Annotated in this window: 21 protein-coding genes and 1 pseudogene; 10 read left to right on the forward strand and 12 right to left on the reverse strand. The window is 63.6% G+C overall.

The genetic code is table 11. The features are described 5' to 3' along the window. Positions 1-165 precede the first annotated feature (165 nt). Together LOY53_RS09290 and LOY53_RS09295 are read left to right on the forward strand one after the other, a co-directional pair. Positions 166-774, forward strand: a complete 609-nt coding sequence (locus tag LOY53_RS09290; protein ID WP_027593876.1) for an SCO family protein — start codon at positions 166-168, stop codon at positions 772-774. Further along, positions 774-1,262: a copper chaperone PCu(A)C gene (locus tag LOY53_RS09295; protein WP_252827335.1), complete on the forward strand. Its 489-nt coding sequence runs from the start codon at positions 774-776 to the stop codon at positions 1,260-1,262. The genes LOY53_RS09290 and LOY53_RS09295 overlap by 1 nt, the downstream gene beginning before the upstream one ends. Before the next feature lie 35 nt (positions 1,263-1,297). On the opposite strand, the gene LOY53_RS09300 is transcribed toward LOY53_RS09295, so the two are convergent. The 8 genes from LOY53_RS09300 to LOY53_RS09335 form a co-directional block, all read right to left on the reverse strand. Next, complete coding sequence (locus LOY53_RS09300; RefSeq protein WP_027593874.1) at positions 1,298-1,525, reverse strand: hypothetical protein; 228 nt, start codon at positions 1,523-1,525, stop codon at positions 1,298-1,300. Positions 1,526-1,601: 76 nt separating this feature from the next. Then, positions 1,602-2,435 (reverse strand): AraC family transcriptional regulator, encoded by an 834-nt coding sequence (locus LOY53_RS09305; RefSeq protein WP_252827337.1) that lies wholly within the window; start codon positions 2,433-2,435, stop codon positions 1,602-1,604. Further along, positions 2,432-2,746: an AzlD domain-containing protein gene (locus LOY53_RS09310; protein ID WP_099429890.1), complete on the reverse strand. Its 315-nt coding sequence runs from the start codon at positions 2,744-2,746 to the stop codon at positions 2,432-2,434. Before LOY53_RS09310 ends, LOY53_RS09305 begins: the two co-directional genes overlap by 4 nt. Continuing rightward, entirely contained in the window at positions 2,743-3,444 is a 702-nt protein-coding gene (locus LOY53_RS09315) for an AzlC family ABC transporter permease (protein ID WP_252827338.1), read from the reverse strand. Before LOY53_RS09315 ends, LOY53_RS09310 begins: the two co-directional genes overlap by 4 nt. A 91-nt stretch (positions 3,445-3,535) precedes the next feature. Beyond that, positions 3,536-4,231: a sel1 repeat family protein gene (locus LOY53_RS09320; protein ID WP_252827339.1), complete on the reverse strand. Its 696-nt coding sequence runs from the start codon at positions 4,229-4,231 to the stop codon at positions 3,536-3,538. Between the two features lie 156 nt (positions 4,232-4,387). Next, the gene (locus tag LOY53_RS09325) at positions 4,388-5,482 is read right to left on the reverse strand and encodes a hypothetical protein (RefSeq protein ID WP_252827340.1); all 1,095 of its coding nucleotides are present in this window, start codon (positions 5,480-5,482) and stop codon (positions 4,388-4,390) included. 25 nt (positions 5,483-5,507) lie between these two features. Further along, on the reverse strand, positions 5,508-6,134 hold the full coding sequence (locus LOY53_RS09330) for a LysE family translocator (protein WP_099453521.1): 627 nt from the start codon (positions 6,132-6,134) through the stop codon (positions 5,508-5,510). 2 nt (positions 6,135-6,136) lie between these two features. Then, on the reverse strand, positions 6,137-6,913 hold the full coding sequence (locus LOY53_RS09335; RefSeq protein WP_252827341.1) for a YqcI/YcgG family protein: 777 nt from the start codon (positions 6,911-6,913) through the stop codon (positions 6,137-6,139). Positions 6,914-7,073: 160 nt separating this feature from the next. Here LOY53_RS09335 and LOY53_RS09340 point away from each other — a divergent pair, with 160 nt between their 5' ends. Further along, positions 7,074-7,994, forward strand: coding sequence for a LysR substrate-binding domain-containing protein (locus tag LOY53_RS09340; RefSeq protein ID WP_252827342.1), 921 nt, complete (start codon positions 7,074-7,076; stop codon positions 7,992-7,994). Here LOY53_RS09340 and LOY53_RS09345 read toward each other — a convergent pair. Beyond that, entirely contained in the window at positions 7,979-8,884 is a 906-nt protein-coding gene (locus LOY53_RS09345; RefSeq protein WP_099453522.1) for a LysR family transcriptional regulator, read from the reverse strand. The genes LOY53_RS09340 and LOY53_RS09345 overlap by 16 nt on opposite strands. 119 nt (positions 8,885-9,003) lie before the next feature. On the opposite strand from LOY53_RS09345, the gene LOY53_RS09350 reads away from it, so the two are divergent. The 7 genes and pseudogenes from LOY53_RS09350 to LOY53_RS09380 all read left to right on the forward strand — a co-directional run bounded on the left by LOY53_RS09350 (position 9,004) and on the right by LOY53_RS09380 (position 20,243). Continuing rightward, positions 9,004-10,194 carry an MFS transporter gene (locus LOY53_RS09350; protein ID WP_252827343.1) on the forward strand — a complete coding sequence of 397 codons (1,191 nt, stop codon included), beginning with the start codon at positions 9,004-9,006 and terminating at the stop codon, positions 10,192-10,194. A gap of 223 nt (positions 10,195-10,417) precedes the next feature. After that, the gene (locus tag LOY53_RS09355; protein ID WP_258703899.1) at positions 10,418-12,778 is read left to right on the forward strand and encodes a DNA polymerase II; all 2,361 of its coding nucleotides are present in this window, start codon (positions 10,418-10,420) and stop codon (positions 12,776-12,778) included. Positions 12,779-12,857: 79 nt separating this feature from the next. Beyond that, the gene (locus tag LOY53_RS09360; protein WP_258703900.1) at positions 12,858-17,390 is read left to right on the forward strand and encodes an NEL-type E3 ubiquitin ligase domain-containing protein; all 4,533 of its coding nucleotides are present in this window, start codon (positions 12,858-12,860) and stop codon (positions 17,388-17,390) included. Between the two features lie 228 nt (positions 17,391-17,618). Beyond that, positions 17,619-18,179: a DUF4174 domain-containing protein gene (locus tag LOY53_RS09365; RefSeq protein WP_258703901.1), complete on the forward strand. Its 561-nt coding sequence runs from the start codon at positions 17,619-17,621 to the stop codon at positions 18,177-18,179. Between the two features lie 164 nt (positions 18,180-18,343). After that, positions 18,344-18,634: pseudogene (locus LOY53_RS09370) on the forward strand (EF-hand domain-containing protein); the annotation flags it as partial. Between the two features lie 93 nt (positions 18,635-18,727). Next, a complete protein-coding gene (locus tag LOY53_RS09375) occupies positions 18,728-19,564 on the forward strand; it encodes a DUF692 domain-containing protein (RefSeq protein WP_252827346.1) in 837 nt (278 codons plus the stop codon). Continuing rightward, positions 19,545-20,243: a DUF2063 domain-containing protein gene (locus tag LOY53_RS09380; protein WP_252827347.1), complete on the forward strand. Its 699-nt coding sequence runs from the start codon at positions 19,545-19,547 to the stop codon at positions 20,241-20,243. The genes LOY53_RS09375 and LOY53_RS09380 overlap by 20 nt, the downstream gene beginning before the upstream one ends. A 53-nt stretch (positions 20,244-20,296) precedes the next feature. Here LOY53_RS09380 and LOY53_RS09385 read toward each other — a convergent pair whose 3' ends face one another. From LOY53_RS09385 to LOY53_RS09395, 3 genes are all read right to left on the reverse strand, one after another. Continuing rightward, the gene (locus LOY53_RS09385) at positions 20,297-20,806 is read right to left on the reverse strand and encodes a DoxX family protein (protein ID WP_252827348.1); all 510 of its coding nucleotides are present in this window, start codon (positions 20,804-20,806) and stop codon (positions 20,297-20,299) included. Between the two features lie 165 nt (positions 20,807-20,971). After that, on the reverse strand, positions 20,972-22,258 hold the full coding sequence (locus tag LOY53_RS09390) for a HAMP domain-containing sensor histidine kinase (RefSeq protein ID WP_258703902.1): 1,287 nt from the start codon (positions 22,256-22,258) through the stop codon (positions 20,972-20,974). Continuing rightward, complete coding sequence (locus LOY53_RS09395; RefSeq protein ID WP_027593856.1) at positions 22,255-22,995, reverse strand: response regulator; 741 nt, start codon at positions 22,993-22,995, stop codon at positions 22,255-22,257. The genes LOY53_RS09390 and LOY53_RS09395 overlap by 4 nt, the downstream gene beginning before the upstream one ends. Positions 22,996-23,002 lie beyond the last annotated feature (7 nt).

The following is a 23,002-nucleotide window of genomic DNA, read 5'->3' on the forward strand; positions in this document are numbered from 1 at the left end:
CTGCGACAACAGGCCGCAGCCCGTATTCAAAGGGCTGCAGGCCATCTGCGCCTTCGTCGGGTAGAAGCACTTGGGGTGTCATGTAAGAATGCCCCGGTTTTTCGGCTGGCCCGTCCCAAGGGCCGGTACCTTTCCTGTAAAGGATGGCCTGTAAAGGATAGTTCCATGAATGATCTGTATACCCGGCGCGCGGTTGTCGCCGGGATGGGCGTTCTCGGGCTTGGCCTGCTGGCTGGCTGCAGCCCGGCCCGGGGTCTTGAGTTCAAGTACGGCAAGAACATGAGCAACGAAATCCTTGGGCGCAAGTTCAACCTCAAGGACCCCCAAGGCAACCCGCGTACCCTGTCGAGCTTCTACGGCAGCATGCCGATGATTTTCTTCGGCTTCACCCAGTGCCCGGCGGTCTGCCCGACCACGCTGGCGCGGGCGGCGCAAATCAGGCAGTTGCTCAGGGGCCGCGACCGTGACTTGTTCCAGGTGGTGTTCATTACCCTGGACCCGGAGCGCGACACCCCCGAAGTACTCGACGCTTATGTCAAAGCGTTCGACCCCTCGTTCACCGCGCTGACGGGTACCCCCGAAGAAATCGCCGAGGTGGCCAAAGAGTTCAAGGTGTTCTACGAGAAGGTCCCGGCCGGGGATACCTACACCATCTCTCATTCGTCCACCAGCTACGTCTACGATACGCGTGGCACCCTGCGCCTGAGCCTGGGCCATTCCTTGAATGCCAAGGAATGCGCTGAAGACCTGGTCACCCTGATGGAGATTTGCTAATGGCTGTTTCACTGCAACCGATCAAACGCGGCCTGGCCGCCATCGCCCTGCTGGGCTTTGCCCTGCCAGCCCTGGCCCAGACCACCGTGAGTGATGCCTGGGTGCGCGCCAGCGTGCCGCACCAGCAGTCCACCGGTGCCTTCATGACCCTGACGGCCAGCAGCGACAGCAAGCTGGTGGGTGTTCAATCGCCTGTCGCCAAGACCGTCCAAGTGCATGAAATGACCATGAACGGCGACGTGATGGGCATGCGCGAGGTCAAGGCCGTCGAGTTGCCGGCTGGCAAAGCAGTCACCCTGGACCCGAACGGCTTGCACGTGATGCTGATGGGGTTGAACCAGCAGGTGAAGGAAGGCGAGCAGGTGCCGCTGACCCTGGTCATCGAAGATGCCAAGGGCGGCAAGGAAACGCTGCAGGTGCAAGCGCCAGTGCGTCCGCTCAACGCCGAGGCAGGCGGTGGGCATGACCACATGCACATGAATCACTGATACAGCTGGGGCCGCGCATAGCGGCCCCAATTCATTCAGCTACGAAAACGCGGCAATGGCCTGTCGAGGGTCAGCGAGGTCAAGGTCTTGCGTACCTGGGCTTCGTCGGCCTCCAGGGCCTTTAGACTCGCGCGGATCTTGCCGGCGGCGGGCACATCGCCCTGCCGGTCGATCCAGTCGGCAATTTCCTTGCAGGCACTGCTCAGGCAGGCCTGACGCTGGTTCATCAGCGATATGAGGGTGGTGAGCTCTCTTTCGGACATGGCAGGATCCTCCAATTCAGCCCTGTCAGTGTAGCAGTGGCCAGCAAGCTTGCCTGGGGCCGGGTGTCGCAGGGTGTCAGCCTGGCAAGCAGGCGATGCGGTATGCCCCTGGGGTTACCCCATAAGCCTGTTTGAACTGCCGGCTCAAGTGGCTCTGGTCGGCAAACCCAAGCGCAAACGCTACCTCCGAAGCCGCCTGGCCGCGCTTCAAGCACTCACGGGCACGGGCCAGGCGCCGTTGCTTGAGCCAGGCATGGGGCGGCAGGCCGGTGGCCTGGCGAAACACCCGGGCGAAGTGGAAGGGTGACAGGTTGACCGCCGCCGCCAGGGCTTCAAGCGATGGCGGGTCGGCCAGCTGGCTCTCCAGCAGTTCGCGGGCGCGGGCCACCGCCTGCGGCTCATGGCCGGGGGCGGCGGGTTCGGCGCATTGCCCATGGCGTTGCACCAGGGCCAGCACGGCATGGCGCCAGGCGGTCTGCTGTTCCAGGGCACTGGCCGCTGCTTCGGACAATTGGTGCAACTGGCTGAAGGCGAGCGCCAGGGCCGGGTCCTGGATCACACTGTCCTTGAAGGTGGGCATGCCATGGCGGCCCAGTTCCAGCTCCTCCAGCACGCCTGTTACCCGCTCATGTTCTGGGTAGAAACCGCGGTAGCGCCAGCCGGCTTCGTGGGCCGTGGCGCCGGTGTGCAGTTCGTCGGGGTTGATCAGCACCATGCTGCCCACCGGGGCCAGGTGTTCGCTGCCGCGATGCCAGAAGCGCTGGGCGCCCGACTCGATCACGGTGAACACGTAGCCTTCGTGCACGTGCGGGGCGAAACGCTGCTGGAAGTAGCGCGCGTGCAGCATTTCGACGTCGCCCAGCGCCGGCGCCTGCCACAGGTGCGTCTGCTCGCGCAGGGGCGTGGTCATGCCAGCCAGCTGCGCAGGAGGAAGAAAATCAACATGCTCACCAGCATGCTCAGCAACACGCTGCGGGTCAACAGCACCAAGATGACGGCCACCACCGAGCCCAGCAGATAAGGGTTGAGCAGGCTCAGGTTCAGCTGGTGGTCAGGCATGAAGATGATCGGCCCGCAGATGGCGGTGAGCATGCCCGGCACCGCGAAGCCCAGAAACTGCCGGGCATTGGAACTCAGGCGCAAGGGCAGGCGCGGTTCAAGAAACGCATAGCGATTGAGAAACACGATGGCGCCCATGGCGAAAATCAGTAACCAGGTCATGCGCGGCCTCCAAAGCACTTTTGGCAAATGAAGCCGGCGCCCATGCCGAGCAGGCCAGCGGCCACCAGGGCGGTTTCCCAGTGCCAGGCACTGAACAGGACCGAGCAGAACAGCGACACGGCCACGCACACCACTGTGGCCCGGTTGCGCACCAGTGGCGCGATCAGGGCGACGAAGGTGGCGACAATTGAGAAGTCCAGGCCCAACTGGTCGAGGTGCGGGATGTTCTGGCCAAGGACGATGCCTGCCAAGGTGAACAGGTTCCAGGCGATGTAGAAGGTCAGGCCCACACCCAGCGCATACCAGCGATTGAACTGCTGCTGGTCGTAATGGCTGGTCAGGGCAAAGAACTCGTCGGTCAGCAAAAAGCCCAGGCCCAACCGCCAGCGCAGCGGCTGGTTCGACAGCACCGGGCGCATGGACAGGCCGTACAGCAGGTGCTGCGATGTCAGCAGCAAGGTGGTGAGCAGGATCGACGCCAGGTTGGCGCCGCCCTTGAGCATGCCGATCGCCACCAGTTGTGCGGCACCGGCGAAGACGATGGCCGACAGCCCCTGGCCTTGCCAGGCGCTCAGGTTGGCTTCGATGGCCATGGAGCCGGCCAGCAGGCCCCAGGGGGCGACGGCCAGGGAAAGTGGGAGGATGGCGATGGCGCCGTGAACAAAGGCTTGGCGAGCGATGTGTGGGCTGTGGGGCATGGTTGGCTGCAACGCGTGTACTCGGTTGGGCAGCATGCCAGAGTGCGGCGGGCGATGGCTTGAACGATCTTGCTGGTTTGTCGGTTGGCCGCTATCGATGGCGGGTCAACCAGCGCTGCGCGGTCGAACATCCGTTGATGTCCACGGCCTTTTGCAGCAAAGCCTGGCGATGCCCAGGGTCAAGGTCGGCCAGCACCCGGTACACCTCGGCCTGGTAGTCCCGCTGGCGCCCCCACTGCATGTTCAGGCCTTGCGGCTGGCTGCGGTTGCAGGCCAGTCGCGTGGTGGGCTGTGGGTAGTAGGGCGCGTATTGGGGGGCCATGCTTGGGATCGCCTCCAACGCAGCGCGATAGTCTGCGCTGGCGTTGTAGGGCGGGCACCAGGTGGCAATGGCCGGTGCCGGGGGCGCGAAGCCTTGCTTGAGGCTCGCCTCCAGCAAAGGGCAGGCAGCGTCCGGGATCTGGGCCACCGGCAGGTAGGTCATGTAGTACAGCGCCAGCCGGTACTGGGCCACGGGGTGGCCAAGCTCCACCGACTTTTTCAGCAGTGCCACGGCGGTGGGCAAGGTGTGCGCCAGGGCCTGGCCCTGGCGGGTGAGCTCCGGGTCGCTACCCACGGCAGTGCGCAGTGAGCTGGCGCCGTCGTCCTGGCTGTCGGCCTGCTCGAGCAAGGGCAGGGCCTGGCGGTAGAGCAAGTCGGCATGAGGGTCGATGCGCACGTCGAGCGCTTGCGCGGTCAGTGGCATCAAGGCGATCACCAACGGCGACAGGGTTGCCACACGACTCACAGGCAGGCCTCGTGGGGCGGGCAGTCACGACAGGCGGCCAGTGGTTGATGCACGGCTTGGATGTTCATCACAGGTACAGGTACGCCTCGGGCGAATCGGAACGACGACGTATTCTAGCCACCCAAGGGGCCTCGCCGGAAGACCGGCGGGCAACTGTCAGACGAGCTTGATAGGCGTGACCTTGCGCTGAGCGTGTTTTTCCTGGGCCAGGCCAAGCTTGGCGGTAATGACTTTGGCCAGTGCGTTGTTGCCCAGGTCGTTGAGGTGCAGGCGGTCTACGAACAGGTCGGCGCCAAACACGGGTGAGCTGCTGAGCATGCTGTTCATGTCATAGCAGGCTACCGGGTCGGCCTGGTCTTTGATGCGGCGAAAGAAGGCCGTGTGCAAGTGGCTGTCGAAGACCCCGTCCAGCAGGCGCTCGAAGTTCGCGGGCTGCCGCGCCAACGCCGCCAGCATGGCTTGCTCGCCCGCCGGCAGGGTTTCTCGGCACCAGGGCAGCAGCGGCTGAAGAATGAAGGTGAGGGTGGCGTGGCTGTCTGCCAGCAGCCGCTCCCACTGGCGCAGGGTGCGGCCGATGCTGTCGGCCGCGCGGGCCAGGCGCTTCTCAGGGGGCGACAGCGGCTGGGCGGCTGGAGGCGCGGGAGGAGGTGCGGCCAAGGCTTGGCCGATGCGCCGCCAAAGCGATTGCTGGCGGGGGGGCGAGGCAGGCGGCATGCCATCGCTGAAACTGTTCAAGGCTTCCTGAAAACCTGTGACGTGATGCGCCTCGCGGGGGCTGGCGAGGATTTCGTAGAGGGCCTCATGGGCCAAGGTATTGAGGCCGCTGAGCACCACCACGTGGCCGAGCTGGCCGAGGCGGTGCTGGTGAGTGAGGAACATCAGCAGCTCTTGGCCAGCATTGAGCCCGCAGCCTGCCAGGCTCAGCCAGACCTCGCCGGTCAGCATCGACAGGTGCGAAGCCACCGTGTGCTCATCGCTGCTGGCACCGACGCCCAAGGCGGTGGAGCCCCCCACCAACAGGTTGATGCGCGGCGCCGTGCCGCGCTCGGCCGCCGAGAAGCGCTTGCCGGCACAGTGGCTGTAGCGCAGGCCGAGCGCATCGGTGTTGATGGTGCCCGAGCGGTAGCCGCTCTCGTGGATGTGCAAGGCGTGTGGCGCACGGCGGCTGCCCAGTTGCAGAAAGCGCTGGTAGTCCTGTTGCAGCGGCGAAGGAAGGCCCAAAACATCTGTGCTCGTGTCGGTCGATCTCATGGGCACTCCTTGCGAGGCATCCGGCTCAGGCCGCCAGTTCCTTAAGGTTGTACAGCAGGCCGCCGGCCGCGATCAGTAGCAGGGCAACGCCCGACGCCAGGCTGATGACGCGATTGCTGCGCTGCGAAGCGATCTTGCCGATGGCGAAGATGTACAGGCTGAGCACGGCAAAATCGATGGCCACCCACAGCAGCGACAGCACCACCATGCTCTTGCCGAACGACTCGGTGATCTGGATGAACTGAGGGAAGAAGGCGATAAAGAAGATGATGTCCTTGGGGTTGGAGATACCCACCATGAACCCTTGCAGCAGGCCGCCACGCCCAGGCCCAGGCGCTTCGCTCGCCGACTCAGGGGTGGGCGCCTGCAGGGCTTCCTTGAGTGTGCCCACGGCGATGTAGCCGATGAACAGGCAGCCCAGCAGGCTCATGCCGCTGAGCCAGGCCTTGTCGATGGCCGCGCTGGTCAGGATGATCCAGGCCGCCGCGCCAATCAGTACCAGGGACGCCCAGTTGGTCCCCACGGCAGTGAACATGGCCTTGCGCGACCCGGAGGCGGCAGCGGTGTTGACGATCAGTGCCACCACTGGGCCAGGGGTGGCGATCAGCAGCAGGACGGTCAGGGCATAGGTGGCGGTGAGTGCGGTATTCACGGTCAATTCTCGATCAGTGTGTCGGCTGTTACATGGGCGTGGAACGGGCAGCGCGACGGGTTGAGCGAACCCGCCTCCTGTAGCTGGTACTGCTTCCACTCGTAGTTGTCGGCATCGCCGAACGCGCCAAGGGTGTCGGGCATGATGCCGTTGTTGTATTGCTGTACGCGCTCGCGGATGCGGGCACGGATACGCTTGCCACTTTCGGTGCTGGCGTTGGCCACTTCGTCGAAGTTTTCCCGCGGGTTGATGACGAAGGTGATGTGCGGCCCCAGGTTGCGGCTTTTCATCTGTTGGTGGCCTGGGAAGTTCATGTTGATGAACAGCGGCATGCCGGCGTAGCAGAACGACCAGCCCGTGTCGTGGGGGTCAGTCGGCATCGCCTGTGGCCAAGGGTGCGGGTCGCGCGCGTGCACGCCCTGCAAAACTTTCCAGGCCAGCGCCTGTTGCTCGGCAAGGGTGTATTCGCTGGCGGTTTCGAGAAACACCACCAATGGGCTGCCGATGCGCTGCTTGAGAGGGATCGGTGTGATGGTGCGCACGTAGTCAGCCAGGCCCTGGGCGATGTCGTCGGCCAGTTGTTCGGCGCGGGCGAAGAGGATGTGGCAGGTCTCGCTGGCGACTGCCTTGCGGCCAAACAGGCAGGGGAATTCGGGGTTGGCGAGAATGCTGCGAAAATGTTGTATGGTTTTGTACGTCCAATGTTGCGTGTTCCGCACATGTTCAGCGGCCAGCTCTAGCGCATCCAGGCGATAGCAGTTTCCATAACCCGTAAACATGATTTCCCCAGGCATCTAATTAAGTAACGTTCCAGTCATATGCAGGCAGAATCGTTGGTAATCTTTATTATTTACCCGCATTTTCTGAGACAGACTTAACGTTGTAAAACGCGTGGAACTATGACCTACTATTAGTCTCACTCATGCTTCGGACGTCGCCATGTCGGAACGGATTCAGGCCTTGCACGCCCTGCGTGCTTTCGAGGTGGCCTCTCGTTATGGCTCCTTTACCCGTGCGGCGGAGGAGCTGGCGCTGACCCAAGGGGCGGTCAGCCACCACATCAAGACCCTCGAGGCCATGTTCGGCTGCGACCTGTTCGAGCGTCGTGGGCCGAAACTGAGCCTGACCGAGCACGGGCGCTTGCTGTCACAAGAGCTCAAGGTCGGCTTCAAGATCATCGAGAACGCCTGCGCGTTGCTGCGACAGGACCGTTATGGCGTGCGTCTAAAGGCGCCATCCACGCTCACCATGCGCTGGTTGCTCAGGGCCCTGGACGGCTTCAAGAAGCTCGATGACAGCAGCAGCGTGCAACTGTCGAGCGTGTGGATGGACATCGACAGCGTGGACTTCTATTCGGAGCCCTACGACTGCGCCATCCTGTTGGCCAACGGCCGTTTCCCCGCCGATGTCGAGAGCTTCAAGCTGTTCGATGAATGGCTGATCCCGGTGTGCCACCCCGATTACATGGTGCAAGCCCAGCCCGACCTTGCCGACCTGCGCCAATGCGAGTTCCTGCACCCGTCGCCGGACCGTCGCGATTGGCGACGCTGGCTGGCGCGGATGGACGCACTGGATATCAGCATCGACCAGGGGCAGGTTTTCGATACCCTCGACCAGGGGATTTCGGCGGCCCAGCAAGGCCTGGGTATCTCGGTGGTGGACCTGGTGCTGGCCAGCTCCGACCTGTCGGCAGGGCGGCTGGTGACGCCGTTCAAGCACGCGGTGGCCACCGGTGACGGGTATTACATGACCTGGCTGAAATCCAGCCCCAAGGCCCGGCAGATGCACAAACTGCGTGATTTTCTGATCAGCCAGGTGCCGCCGTTGGCCTACAAGGACATCAACTATTTGTACGGTTGAGGGCTGCCGGGGAATACCCGCTCAAGCATGAAATCGATGAACACCCGCAGCTTGGGCGGCACCTGGCGCCCCGACGGCCACAACAGGTAGAAACTGCCACGCCGCTCCATGAAACTGTCGAGTACCGTCACCAGCGTGCCAGCCGCCAGCTCGCGGCGCACGCTGAAGTCTGGCAGGCAGGTGATGCCGCGGTGGTTGAGGGCGAAGCAGATGCGTGTCTCGACGTGGTTGCATACCATCGAAATGGGGATGTCATAGCCTTGGTCGGGGTGCTCCTGGCGCAGCGGCCAGGTTTCCAGCTTGCCGTTGCTGGGGAAGCGGTAGTGTAGGCAGGTGTGTGCACTCAGGTCGCGGGGGTGGGTGGGCGTGCCGCGTTCGCACAGGTATTCGGGCGATGCCACCAAGCGATGCTGGAAGTGGCCGAGGAACTTGGCATTAAGGCGCGAATCCACGGGTTGACCGCCGCGCATCACCACATCAAAACCTTCACCGACGATATCCACCATGCGGTCGGTGAACTCCAGGTCCAGCTCAACCTCAGGGTACAACGCCATGAAGTCGGCCAGCGCCGGCATGACCAGCCCGGTGACCTGGGGCAGGCTCACGCGTAGCCGGCCGCGCGGGGTTTCACTGGCCTGTGACAGGGCCTGCTCGGTGGCCTCGATCTCAGCCAGGATGCGGCGGCTGCGTTCAAGAAACAGCGTGCCTTCGGCCGTCAACGTAATGCTGCGTGTGCTGCGGTGGAACAGGCGCACACCCAGGCGGCTTTCCAGCCGCGCCACGCGCTTGCCCACGGCCGAAGCACTGATGCCCAACGACTGGCCGGCAGCCACGAAACTGCGGGTTTCGGCCACCCGGTTGAAGACCACGAAGCCGCTGAGGCTGTCCATTGCGTTCTCCTGATTGCGGAAATGAATGTCCGGTGTGAACGGCATTGTACCCATCTTTTTCCGCAATACCCCCAGCATGCACACTGCCGGCCTCGATCACCACTTCAAGGCATCCTGCAATGTCCCAGACTTCTTCCGCACCGCTACTGGGTGACAGCGCCGAGCGCTTACCCTTGAGCGGCCTGCTGGCCCTGGCGATGACCGGCTTCATCGCCATCCTCAGTGAAACCCTGCCTGCCGGCCTGCTGGACCAGATCGCCGGCGGCATGGCGATCAGCCAGGCGATGGCCGGGCAGTGGGTCACGGCGTATGCATTGGGCTCGCTGCTGACGGCCATTCCGCTGGTGACCCTGACCCAAGGCTGGTATCGCCGCCGTGCATTACTGCTGGCGATTGGTGGCTTCGTGTTGTTCAACGGGTTGACGGCCTTGTCGTCGTCCAATGCCCTAACCCTGGTGCTGCGCTTTTTCACCGGTGCCGCGGCCGGCTTGGCCTGGGGCTTGATTGCCGGCCATGCCCGGCGCATGGTGCCGGTGGCCTTGCAGGGGCGGGCGATGGCGGTGGCCATGCTCGGCCAGCCGATAGCTTTGTCCCTCGGCTTGCCCATCGGCACCTGGCTGGGGGCACTGCTGGGGTGGCGGGCCACGTTTGTCGTGGTCACTGTGGTGGCGCTGCTGCTGGTCGTCTGGGTGTTGCGCGCCGTGCCGGACTACCCGGGGCAGGCAGCCGGCAAGCGACCGGCGGCGCTGCAGGTGCTGCGCACACCTGGCGTGGCATTGGTGCTGATGGTGATCATGACCTGGATCCTCGGCCACAACATTCTCTATACCTATATCGTGCCGTTGCTGGCGGCGGCCGGGATGGCCGCCGAAATCGGCCAGGTGTTGATGGTGTTCGGCTTGTCGGCGCTGGCGGGCATCGGCCTGGTTGGGCTGTTGGTCGATCGGCACCTGCGCACGTTGGTGCTGCTCAGCCTGGCCGGTTTTGCCGTGGCCACGCTGGTGCTGGGGCAGGCGTCCTCGTGGGCCCTGTACCTGAGCATCGCGCTGTGGGGTGTGACCTACGGCGGCGCGCCAACACTGTTGCAGACGGCCTGCGCAGATGCAGCGGGCGAGGGCGGTGACGTGGCGCAGTCGATGCTGGTGACGGTATGGAACAGCGCCATTGCCTTGGGCGGGATTATCGGTGGGTTGCTGCTGACCGGGGCGGGAGTGGCCTGGTTTGGCCCCGTGGCGCTGGTATTGATTGGCCTGGCGTGGCTGCTGGCCTGGGCAGGGCGCCGTGGCGGGTTCAAGGCCGGCTCGCGATAGTTTCCCAGGCCTACGCGGTCGTTGTAGGAGCAGCCTTGTGCTGCGAAGAGGCCAGTCCTGCCCATGCGACTCTGCTAGGTTTACCGGCCTCTTCGCAGCACAAGGCTGCTCCTACAGAGGCCAAGTCGGATCTGAGGGCAACGCCGGATATGGCAGCCCTGGATTGCCCTGCACAGGGTAGAATCGTCACTTACGGCACAACAGACGATCAGAGGTCGACGCGGTGGAATTGCAGCAGGGCTTTGTCCTGACCCGGCATTGGCATGACTCACCCGAAGGCACGTGCGTGGAGTTCTGGCTGGCGACGGACCAGGGCCCGCGCCAGCTGCGCCTGGCGCCGCAAGTCTCGGTGGCGTTCATCGCGCAGGCGCAGGCCGAACATGCCCGCGTGCTGCTGGCCAACGAGCCGGGTGTCGAGCTTAAGCCCTTGCAACTGCGCGACTTCGATCAGCGCCCGGTGCTGGGCTTGTACTGCCGCCAGCATCGCCAGTTGATGCAACTGGAACAACGCCTGCGCAACGCCGGCGTCGAGGTGTACGAAGCCGATATCCGCCCCCCCGAGCGCTACCTGATGGAGCGCTTCATCACGGCCCCGGTGCAGTTCACCGGCCAGCCAGACGCCCACGGCGTGCTCTGCGACGCCCAGCTCAAGCCACTGCCAGACTACCGACCGCCGCTGCGCCTGGTGTCGCTGGATATCGAAACCAGCGAGCGCGGCGCGCTGTACAGCATCGCCCTCGAAGGCTGCGGCCAGCGCCAGGTGTACATGCTCGGCCCGGCCAACGGCGACAGCAGCGCGGTGGACTTCGACCTGCAGTACTGCGACGACCCTGCCGCGCTGCTCGATTGCCTTAACCAGTGGATGGCCCGGCACGACCCGGATGCGATCATCGGCTGGAACCTGGTGCAGTTCGACTTGCGCCTGTTGCACGAACATGCCAAGCACCTGCAGGTGCCTTTGGCCCTGGGCCGCAACGGCGCGCCCATGACCTTGCGCGCTCACGCCAGCGGCGGCCACGTGTTCGCCGATGCCCCTGGGCGCTTGCTGATCGACGGCATCGAAGCCTTGCGTTCGGCAACCTGGAGCTTCCCGTCGTTCAGCCTGGAGAGCGTTGCCCAAACGCTGCTGGGCGAGGGCAAGGCGATCAGCACGCCATACCAGCGCATGGATGAGATCAACCGCATGTTCGCCGAAGACAAACCGTCGCTGGCGCGCTACAACCTCAAGGACTGCGAACTGGTCACGCGCATCTTCGCCCACACCCGGCTGCTCGAGTTCCTGCTTGAGCGCGCCTCGGTCACCGGCTTGGCCGTGGACCGAAGCGGTGGCTCGGTGGCCGCGTTCTGCCATTTGTACATGCCGCAGATGCACCGTTTGGGCTTTGTCGCGCCCAACCTCGGCAGCCGCCCGGACGAAGCCAGCCCCGGCGGTTTTGTCATGGATTCGCGCCCTGGCCTCTACGATTCGGTGCTGGTGCTGGACTACAAGAGCCTGTACCCCTCGATCATCCGTACCTTCCTGATCGACCCGGTAGGCCTTGTCGAAGGCTTGCGTCAGCCCGACCCGCAGCACGCGGTCGAAGGTTTTCGCGGCGGGCGCTTTTCGCGCAGCCAGCACTGCCTGCCGGCCATCGTCGAGCGGGTATGGCAGGGCAGGGAGGCGGCCAAGCGCGCGGGCAACGCGCCGCTGTCGCAGGCCCTCAAAATCATCATGAATGCCTTCTACGGGGTGCTGGGCTCAAGTGGCTGCCGCTTCTTCGACCCGCGCCTGGCATCGTCGATTACCATGCGCGGGCACCAGATCATGCGCCAGACCCGCGAACTGATCGAAGCCCGCGGTTTCGATGTGATCTATGGCGATACCGATTCCACCTTCGTCTGGCTCAAGGGTGCCCATGACGAGGACGCTGCCGCGTGCATTGGCCGCGAGCTGGTGGCCGAGGTCAACCATTGGTGGCGCCGGCACTTGAGCGATTCGATGGGCCTGGAGAGCGCCCTGGAGCTGCAGTTCGAAACCCATTACCGACGCTTCCTGATGCCGACCATCCGCGGTACCGAAGAAGGCAGCAAGAAGCGCTACGCAGGGCTGGTGCAGCGCGCCGACGGCAGCGAGGAGATGATCTACAAAGGCCTGGAGTCGGTACGCACCGACTGGTCGCCGCTGGCTCGGGAATTTCAGCAGGCGCTTTACGGGCGGATCTTCCGTGGCCAACCGTACCGCGACTATGTGCGCCAGTACGTGCAGCAGACCCTGGCCGGCGAACTCGATGAGTTGATGGTGTACCGCAAGCGCTTGCGTCGTCCGCTGGCCGATTACCAGCGCAACGTGCCGCCGCATGTACGCGCCGCGCGCCTGGCCGATGAGTACAACAGCCGCCTTGGCCGACCCCGGCAGTACCAGAACGGCGGCTGGATCAGCTACCTGATCACCACGGCCGGCCCTGAACCCTTGGAAAGCCTACAGGCGCCCATCGATTACGAGCATTACCTGAGCCGCCAACTGCAACCGGTGGCCGACGCCATTCTGCCCTTTGTCGGGGATGATTTCGCGGCGTTGACCGGCCGCCAGCTACAGCTGTTCTGAGCACAGGCATTACCTATCTAGCGCCTCGATAAACTGCGGCTGCCTAGGCTGGCCTCTTTACTCAGAAGAGGCTTTGCGCATGGGCACTACACAATCGCCAGAGGATCAGGCTGGGGGCAATGCCGTCGTCCGCCCCGACACGCTGCAGCACGACAGCGACGCGTTTCAGGATGGTTTCATCGGCAAGCGTCTGCCCCGTTGGTTGCGACAGGCGCCCATTGATCAACTGCCTGCGATCAGCCACGCCTTGGCCAAGAGCCTTGAAAGCCGTCAGCAACTGGGCACGTTGCTGACGCGCATCGAAGGCATCGATGGCTTCGTCGCCTCCAGGCTGGAGAAGGCGCTCAGCGAGCGTTACGGGGTGACCTACAACCTGCACCGGTTGAAGTTCCTCGAAGGGCGCCGTGAACCGGTGATCAACGCCCAGCCGGTGGGGGCTCACCTCACAGAAGTGGTATACGACGAAAAACCACTGCTTGAGGTGGCACTGCGCAACTTTACCGCCGAACAGGCCAGCGCAGGCGGCCAGCCGGCGGGTAACCGGCTGCTGGTACCGCGCTCGGGTGCGCGCAAGCCGCCCACCGCCATCGCCTTTGCTGCGCTGTGCCGCGAGCTCGACCTGGGGCAGGGGTACCAGCAGCATCTGGACAGCATCCTGAAACCGGCCAATGACGAAAAACGCATCGAGTCGCTGCTGGTCGATGCCGTGCGCTACGCCATGCTGGTGGACGGCTACAAGGCCCGGCAAGACAATCTGCTGGATACCAGCGAGCTGAAATTGCTGGTGGGCATGTGCCTCGAGGGCAAGCTGCTGCGCCTGGCAGGTGACCTGGTGGTGGCCAAGCAGCTGAAGCTGCTCGGGTATGCGCTTGAGCAAGTGGTGGTGCTGGAGGTGATCGATCAAGGCCCCTTGTTCAACACCACGCGGCGTTTGCTGATGTATGTACCGGGTGACCCGGTGGCACCCTGGAGTGCATTTGGCAGCCTCAGTGACCTCAACCGTGAACTGGGCCACCGCTTGCGCGTCAAGACGTATCAGCGATTCTTCAGCCGCTTCGTGCTCAGGCGCGACAGCCAGGCGTTCTTCGCCACGGTAACGCCCGTTTTTGATGACCTGCCGGCCTGGGCAAGTTATGACCTCGCCCCCCGTTTGCAGGCCTACCCGTCACCGCTGTTCAACAGCCTCGCACAGTCGCGTATCCGCCAGATCAAAGAGGATGCGGCAATGATCGCGGTGCCGGTGGCGCGGCTCGACCGCGATGTCCAGCGTGCCCATGACGAGCGCCTGGCTGCAGAAGGCTGGCTGCTGCTGAACCTGGCGTCGTTTTTTGTCCCGGGCCTGGGCCTGGTCATGCTCGCGGTGACTGTCTGGGAGTTGCTGGGCGAGGTTTACCATGGCATTGAGGCCTTGCAGGCGGGTGATGCGCAGGAGGCACTCGACCATTTGACCCACGTCGCCACTGACCTTGCGGTGATTGCAGCGACGGTGGCGGGCGTTACGGTGGCGCGGCGGTTGTGGGCGCGTTCTGCCGTGGTCGATGCGATGCTGCCTGCCCAGCTGGAGGACGGTAGCAGCAAGCTTTGGCAGCAGGACCTGGCACCATACCGCAGCGTCGCGCCGGGACCTGCGGCTACGCAGGATGCCTTGGGGATTCGACGCCGCGCCGGGCAGGCCTGGATCGAAATGGACGGCCACCACTACCCTGTGGTCGACCCCGGCAGCGAGGGCCAATGGCAGCTTCGTCCGCGCAGCGGCAATGGGCCTGCGCTGCGTCACAACGGTGCTGGCGCCTGGCGGGTCTGGAGCGAGCAACCTGCGCAATGGGACGACACCCACCGCATGTTCCGCCGCCTTGGCACGCCGTTGGACAGCATGACGGACGAGCAGATCGACCAGGTGCTGGGCTTTCATGACCTGGGTGCGGATCACCTGCGGGCCCTGCATGTGTATGGGCGTGCGCCCGAGGCCGGCATGCTCGACAGCGCCGAGCGTTGCAGGATCGATCAACGGATCCGCCAGGTGATCAGCTGCTTGCGGGCGGGCGAGCCGGTCGAGGATGCCACCGTGTTGCAGCATGCCCAGCGCTTGCCGGGTGCAGCCGGTGCTTCGGACCCGCAGCTGGCCGAGCTCGCCTGGGCCCAGCGGCGACTTTTATTGGGGCATGTGTATGACGCCGTGCAGGTCACCGACAGCCCGGGCAGTGCCCTGCTGCGCAATGTGTTTCCGGGGTTGCACTCGCGGGCCGCGCAGGCGCTGCTGACGGCGGCCAATGGGGATGACCGACGGCGGTTGCTGCAAAGTGGCCGCGTGCCATTGAACTTGGCCGAGGCGGCCAGGCGGGCTGTGGCGACCATTCGCAAGGTCAGGGTCCTTGAAGCGTTGAGCCTGAATACCCCACAGAATGCCGACCTGGCGCGTGCCGTACTCGGGCTGCTCAAGCACTTGCCTGGCACTGGCCAAGGCGTGCGTTGGCGCTTGTTCGAAGGCCATCGCGGTGGGCCGCTGCTGGCATCGACCGAGGACGGCGGGCAGGCATTCGATATGCTGCACCACGCGGGCACGTTCCAATTGCTCGATGCTCAAGCGGTGCCGCAAGGCGAGGCAGGCGAATTGTTCGAGGTGATGGCCGCAGCCTATTCACCGTCCCAGCGTGAGTCGATGCAGGTAGGGGAACCCTTCGCCCATAACCTCAGGGTTGTGCTGGCGCGTGAGGCTCTGCGACGTCGCACCGAGCTTGAAGGGTTATTGGGTGTGCAGCCCCGCGGGATGTTCCGCTCACCCCTGCGTTTGGCCGATGGCCGCCTGGGTTACCCCTTGGGCGGCCGTAACTCAGGGGGGCCAGGTAGGCCAGAGCGGGCACTGGCAGCGTCGGTGCGTGACCTGTTTCCCTCGTTCAGTGACGAGCAGGTGGCGACATGGACCGACAATGTACGGCGCTCGGGGCGCCAGGTAGAAGCGGTATTGGCCCAATTGCGTGCAGAGTACAGGGTGCTGCGCAACACCTTGGAAGGGTGGGTCGGGGAGGCTCAAGGTGCGGTGAGGGAAGACCGTACCTGCATGCGAAACACGTTGCTCGATTGCTGGCGGCGCACCACCGACGCAGGGCAAACCCACCTCGACACCGACCACAACTACCGGATGGTCCTGTACAACATGCGGCCTGGGGAGCTGCCGGAAATGCCGGCACAGGTCAGCTTTGCTCATGTTTCCGATGTATCACTGCTACGCATGGAGCTGCGGGAAATTCCTGCGAGTTTTCTGCTCGCTTTTCCCCATGCGCGATTGCTAGACCTGGGGGGGAATTTACTGACCCGCTTGCCGCAGCCGTTGCTGCAGATGCAGCACTTGCGTCAGTTGACCCTGACCAACAATCAGATCGTGTTGAACATCAGCCAGGCCGCTACCTTGGCAAGTTGCACGACCCTCGAGTACCTCGACCTGTCTCATAACCCATTGGGGCGCGCCTTCACGTTGAGCGGGCTCACCGCTCTTCGCTGGCTGAACTTGCGCAATACGGGGCTGACGCAGTTTCCGCACGGCGTGGACAACCGCTCAAGCCTGGTTTACATGGACATGCGCGAGAACCGCCTCACGCGGATTCCAGAGTGGTTCTATCAACTGGCACCTGGCTTTCGGCGGCGCATCAGGTTGGCCGGTAACCCGTTGGAGAACGCCGAGCTGATTCGCCTGCAGGCGGCGCTGATGGGGCCGGCCATGCCGACGGACGAGGTGTTGCTTTACGAACAACTCGAGCATGCCCGTGCCGTTTGGGGGGATGCTGTCGGGCCGCGTTATCGGGGCCTGCTGATGGCGGCTTGGGAGTCGGTAGACATAGGTGAGCCTGCTGATCGCTTCTTTCGCGTCCTGCAGCAGTTGCTGCAGTCCGCAGATTTTCACATCAATGCCGAAGCCCTCGCCCAGCGGGTACTGGCCGTGCTGCAGGCGATGGCCCGGGAGCCGGCCCTGCGCGAAGCCTTGATGGACATCGCCAACGACGAGTGGGGTTGCCAAGACGGCGCGACCTGGTGCCTCAGCAACCTTGAACTGAACGTGCTGGTGTGGCGCGCCCGGACCGATGACCCAGGTAATACCGAGCACGCCTTGCTTACATTGGGGCGGCGTTTGTGGCGCTTGGATGAAGTCGACCGGCTGGCTGTGCTGGACATCCTGAATCGCGGCGGCAATCCGGATGAAAGCGAAGTGGGGCTTGCCTATCGCCTCGGGTTGCGCGATCGCCTGAACTTGCCCATTGCAGTAGTCGACATGAGCTTTCGCCCCCTGGCAGGGGTCACTGAGGCGCACCTTGCACGGGCGCAAGCGCAAGTGCTCGAGGCCGAAACGCAAGAGGAAATCGCGCGTTCACTGGTGGACCGAACGTTCTGGCAGGGGCACCTGGAACGTGCTCACCCTGAACGCTTCGCGCAAGTGGACAGGCCGTTCCGGCGCCGCCTTGATCGCGTGCTCGACGATGAGGCGTTGACTGACGAGGCCAGGCAGGCTGAGTCGGATGCGATTCTTGCCGCGCAGCGCGCTGCCCGGCGCGGGTTGATGCTCGACATGACGCTGGCGGCATTGGAGGCTGGGCCTCCGGGCGCTGGCATCGACGTGTAACAACACCGCGTGTGTGGCGTAGCGCAGCCTTGCCAGCAGTGGCTTTGGGCTATGCTCAGTCAGGAGGCGGCCTTTTCGGCAAAGTCCGTCATCCTGATCTGACACATGGCTGGAAATTGTCAGTTACTTTTCCTTCGCCACGCAGCTTTTGAAGTGGTTTAGGCTCCAGGTCGGATTTTTCTCCGTGATCTGTAGTCATTGGTTTATCGAGACATTAAGGAGATGTGTATGCTCGTCCGGTCACTGACCCTCGCTACCTTGCTCGCCGTCACCGGCCCACTGTTCGCCGCCGACAGCGACGCTCCATTGGCCAAGGAGCTGGGCAAGGCACGGCCTCTGGTGATCATTGCCCCCAGTTCTGCCGACCCGACATTACGTGGGTTGAACAAAGCCTTGGAAGACCCGGAAACTCAGAAAGCCTTCAAGGAGCGCAGCCTGGTGCTGTACAGCGTTGCCAAGATGGTCGGCAAGCGCGAGGACAAGAACCTCGAGCAGCAGACCACCATGGCCCTGATCCGCGAACTCAAGCTTGGCGCGAGCGCGGGTACCAAGGTGATCCTGGTGGGCAAGGACGGTGAACGGCACATGCTCAAGGATGACGCCACGGGCGAGCCGATCGACCCGCAGGCCATCCTCAAGGCGGTCGATGAGTTGCCGGCGAGCGAGAAGGCCGTGACTGCGCCAGAGCCTGTCGCGGTGGCACCTGAAACCAAGGGCAAGGACAGCAAACCGGCCAAACCCGTTAAACCTGCCAAACCCGCAGCACCGCCCAAGCCGCTGGAAGATTGACAGCCTTCACCCGCCACTGGCCGCAGGGGCGGGTGCTCTGTATCACACTGTATCCTGCAAGCCTTCAGACCTATTCATGTACAAAATGCCGATTTCGGCGATACAACCCCGACACACCCGCCCGGCCTAATGGCTCCACTTTCCAACCACAGTGGAGCTACACCATGACTCATGCACGCAACACTCTCGGCCTGCTTGGCGCCGCCCTGATCGGCAGCATGGCCTTTGGCAGCAGCGCGTTCGCTGTCGAGCCGCTGTCCCAGGGGTATCAACTGGCGTCGGCCAAGGTGCCTGGCGAAGGTAAATGCGGTGAAGGCAAGTGCGGTGGCAGCGGCAAGGCTGCGCAGGGTGAGGGCAAGAGCGGTGGCGACAAGAAGGCCAGCCATGGCGAAGGCAAGTGCGGTGAAGGTAAATGTGGCGGCGCTGGCAAGGCAGCAGAAGCCTCGTCCAGCGAAGTGACCGGTAAGTCCTGAGTTAACCCCTTGGAATGACACAACGCCCCTCCTGCTGTTCAGGCGGGGCGTTTTGCGTGTTGTGGAGACTTATCGATGACGACCACCCCCTTGCTTGTCGGCCTTGGCCTGCGCCGTGGCCTGATGGCTGAATTGCTTACGCTGGATGACGGTGCCGTGGATTTTCTGGAGTGCGCGCCAGAAAACTGGATTGGGGTCGGAGGCGCCTATGGGCAAGGCCTGGCGCAATTGACCGAACGGTTTGCGCTGGCCTGCCATGGGCTGTCCTTGTCCTTGGGCGGCAGCCTGCCGCTGGACCGGGGTTTGCTGGACCAGACCCGGCGCTTTCTCGATCGCCATCAGGTACGCCTGTACAGCGAGCACCTGAGCTATTGCAGCGATGACGGCCACCTCTACGACCTGATGCCGATCCCCTTCACGCAAGAGGCTGTGCATCACGTCGCCGCCAGGATTCGTCAAGCCCAGGACCACTTGCAACGGCGTATTGCCGTGGAAAACATCAGCTATTACGCGGCGCCCTACCAGGCGATGAGCGAGCTGGATTTCATCCGCGCCGTGCTCGACGAGGCCGGCTGCGACCTGCTTCTGGACGTCAACAACGTGTTCGTCAACGCCTGCAACCATGGCTACGATGCGCAGGTCTTCCTTCAGGGGCTGCCGCCGGAACGCGTCGTCGGCATGCATGTGGCGGGTCATTACGACGGGGCCCCGGACCTCAAGGTGGATACCCACGGCGCACCCGTTAAGGAGGATGTCTGGTCGTTGTTCGCGATGGCCTGCAAGCGTTTTGGCGCGCAGCCGACAACGCTCGAGCGAGACTTCAATTACCCGCCCTTGGCCGAACTGCTCGAAGAGACTGACCGCATTCGCACGCTGCAGCGGGAGGTGTCGCATGAGCGAATTATTGCGTGAACAGCAGTTCTCGCTGGCTCGGCATCTGCGAGATCCGCAGCGGCATGCCCCACCGCCTGGCATCGAGGCACGCCGGCTGAAGGTTTACCGTGAGCTGTTCTATAGCGCCATCGAAGGCCTGCTGGCAGGCAGCTTTCCGGTGCTGCGGCAAACCTTGGGCGAGCTGCGCTGGCATGCCCGCGTGCATGATTTTTATGCCAACTACCGCAGCCAGACACCCTTGTTCACCGAGATCGCCGAAGCTTTCATCGACTACCTTCAGGGCATCGAGCTGGATGCCCCGTGGCAGCTGGAACTTGCCCACTACGAGTGGATCGAGGCCCAGCTGTACCTCAGCGATGCCGAAGACCCGGCCCATGACCCACAGGGTGACCTGCTACAAGGGGAGCCGCTGCTGTCGTGCACGGCCAGGGTATTGGCATACCGTTGGCCGGTTGACCGTATTGGCCTGGATTATCAACCACAGGAGGCGCCTGAACTGCCCACCTTGCTGCTGGTCTACCGCGACGCCGGACTGCAAGTGCGTTTCGCTCGCCTTGCACCTCTGGCTTACCGCTTGCTCACAGAGAAGAATGGTACTGGGCTGGCGCGGCTCCACGCAGTGGGTGGGGATCAGGAGCAAGGCTTGGCACTGCTGGAAAGCCTGCGCGCGCAAGGCATTATCATCGGTACAGCCTGAGAAAAAAAACGGGCTCGGCGCCTACTGGCCCCGAGCCCGTTGCTATTTACGCGTCATGCCCTGGCTGCGAGCCGCGCGTTGAGCCAGTGGTCAAGGCTCAAGCGGCCTGCGCCCTTGAGCAGCAGTGGCAGCAGTGCCACCAGGTAGATCAGCGGCAACTTGAAGTTGCCGAAACCCTGGTCGGTGATGGCATAACCCTGCGCCAGCTCCGCCAGGCTCGACCACTGCGCCGGCCAGTGCACCGCAGCAATGGCCACCACAGTGATGACCATGAGCCCGGCCGAGGCCAGCCGTGTGCCCAGGCCAAGCAACAGCAGTAAAGGCAGCACCAGCTCGGCCCACATCGACAGTTGCCAGTTCAGCGCTGCTGGCAGTGCGCTGAACGGGAAGGGGAAGCTGGACTGCAGGTCGCCGAACCAGTTGGTGCCGTTGTATTTTTCCAGACCAGACTCGAAAAACTCCCAGGCCAGGAACAGCCGCAGCGGCACGTCGGCGCTCCAGCTTCCGATCCGGTCAATGTGGCTGAAGGGGTGGGTAAATGCCGTTATGTTTGGACGTGTCATCGGTTTAACTCCTGGCGTGCCAATGTGTGGCCGGGAGTGTGGAGCGGTGGCGTATCGACAGTGTGTCGGCGGAGGCGACAGTGTGTATCGGACTGTAGCAATCGGTTGCGTAAGGCGGCATCCCTATCCCGCGTAAGACCTGGAGAGGCGACATGCCGGTGGCACTCACTTCAACTCGATCTGTGCACACAACCCGCCACCTTGGCGATTGCTCAGGGTCAAGCGCCCACCCATGGCCTGGGTCAGTTGCTGCGCGATCGCCAGCCCCAAGCCGGTGCCTCCGGTACTGCGGTTACGCGAACTTTCTACCCGGTAGAAAGGCTTGAGCACTTCATTGAGCTCGTCTTCCGGAATCCCCGGGCCGTCATCGAGTATCCGAATCCGGGTGCAACCTTGTTCACGGCTGACCTCCAGTTGTGCTTTACCCGCGAACTTCAAGGCGTTGTCCACCAGGTTGACCAACACCCTGCGCAGCGCATGCGGGCGGGTTTCCAGCAGGCCGTCGGCGTTGCCATGGCGTTCGACCTGGGCGCCGCTGTCCTGGTAGTCGAACACCAGGCTGTCGAGGAAGGCATCCAGGTTGATTCGGCACGGGGCTTCGGTATTGATGTCCATGCTGCGGGCATAGGCCACACCTTCGCGTACCAGGTGCTCCATGGCATCCAAGTCATGCCACAGCTTGTCTTTCTCGACCCCATCGTCCATCACTTCGACCCGCAACTTCATGCGGGTGATGGGGGTTTGCAGGTCGTGCGAAATCGCCGCCAGCAACTGCATGCGCTCCTTAAGGTAGGCCGCGATGCGCGCCTGCAAGGCATTGAAGGCAACGGCAGCGTACTTCACCTCGCGCGGGCCGCTTTCGTCCAGTTGCACACCGGGTTTGTCCGGGTCGAGGTTGTCCACGGCCTGCGACAAGCGGGTGAGCGGGCCGATGGCCAAGCGCACGGCCAGCCAAGTGCACAGCAACAGCACAGCCAGCTGGATCAGCAAAACCACCGGCAGCCAGCGGGCAATCGGCACGGGGGTGGGGGTAACGTCGATGGTCAGAGGCGCGCCATCGGCCAGGCTCAAGTGCGCCTGAAAATGCGCATTGGGGCCGGGGATCTCTTGGAAGGTCAGGCGGTAGTCGTTGCCGATGGCTTTGACGATCGACTCGGCGGCCATGGGCGGGTCGCTGGTCGGCATCGCCTGGCCATCCTGGCCCTGGTCAAGGTGGTAGCGGTAGGTGCGCCGCTCCAGGCGCGGCAGCCAGGCGGCACGTTCGTCGGCGGGCAGGCGGTCGAGGATGGCGACGGAAGTAGCAACGTCCTGTTCCAAGTTGCTGAGCATCATCGAGCGGCTGCTGATGTAACGCTCGTAGGCTTGCAGGCCGAACGACAACCCATAGGCCAGGACCAGCCCTGTGAAGAAGATCAATGCCAAGCGCGAGGCCAGGGTGCGTGGCCATTTCATGAGGGCGACTCGAGCAATTGCACCGGCAGCGAGAACACGTAGCCTTCGCTACGCACAGTCTTGATGCAGCTGGGTTCGCGGGCGTCATCACCCAGGCGCTGGCGCAGGCGGCTGACCAGCAGGTCGATGGAGCGGTCGAAGATGTCCGCCTCGCGGCCCTGGGTGAGGTTGAGCAGTTGCTCGCGGCTGAGCACACGTTGCGGGTGGTCGAGGAATACCCGCAGCAGCCGGTACTCGGCGCCGCTCAGGGCCACCAGGGTGTCTTCACTGTCGAGCAGGTGGCGTGCGGTGGTGTCCAGGCGCCATTGGCCGAAGGCCAGCAGGCGGCTGCTTTCACTGATGGTCAGGTTCGGCGGCAGCATGCGCGTGCGGCGCAGTACGGCGTTGATGCGGGCCAGCAGTTCGCGGGCGGAGAACGGTTTGGTCAGGTAGTCGTCGGCGCCCATCTCCAGGCCGATGATGCGGTCGGTTTCGTCGTTGCGTGCGGTCAGCATCAATACAGGGGTATTGCGGTGCTTGCCGGCGCGCAGTTCACGGCACAGCAACAGGCCATCGTCGCCGGGCATCATGATGTCGAGGACGATCAGATCGACGCTATTGGCTTCGAGAAAGGCGCGCATCTGCCGGCCATCGGCAACGATGCTGGTCCGCAGGCCGTTCTTCTTCAGGTAGTTGCCGACCAGTTCGCGGATCTCGCGGTCGTCGTCGACGATCAGGATGTGATCGACGTGTTCCATGCGCAGC

Source organism: Pseudomonas sp. B21-031, from assembly GCF_024748985.1.
Taxonomy (GTDB): domain Bacteria; phylum Pseudomonadota; class Gammaproteobacteria; order Pseudomonadales; family Pseudomonadaceae; genus Aquipseudomonas; species Aquipseudomonas kermanshahensis.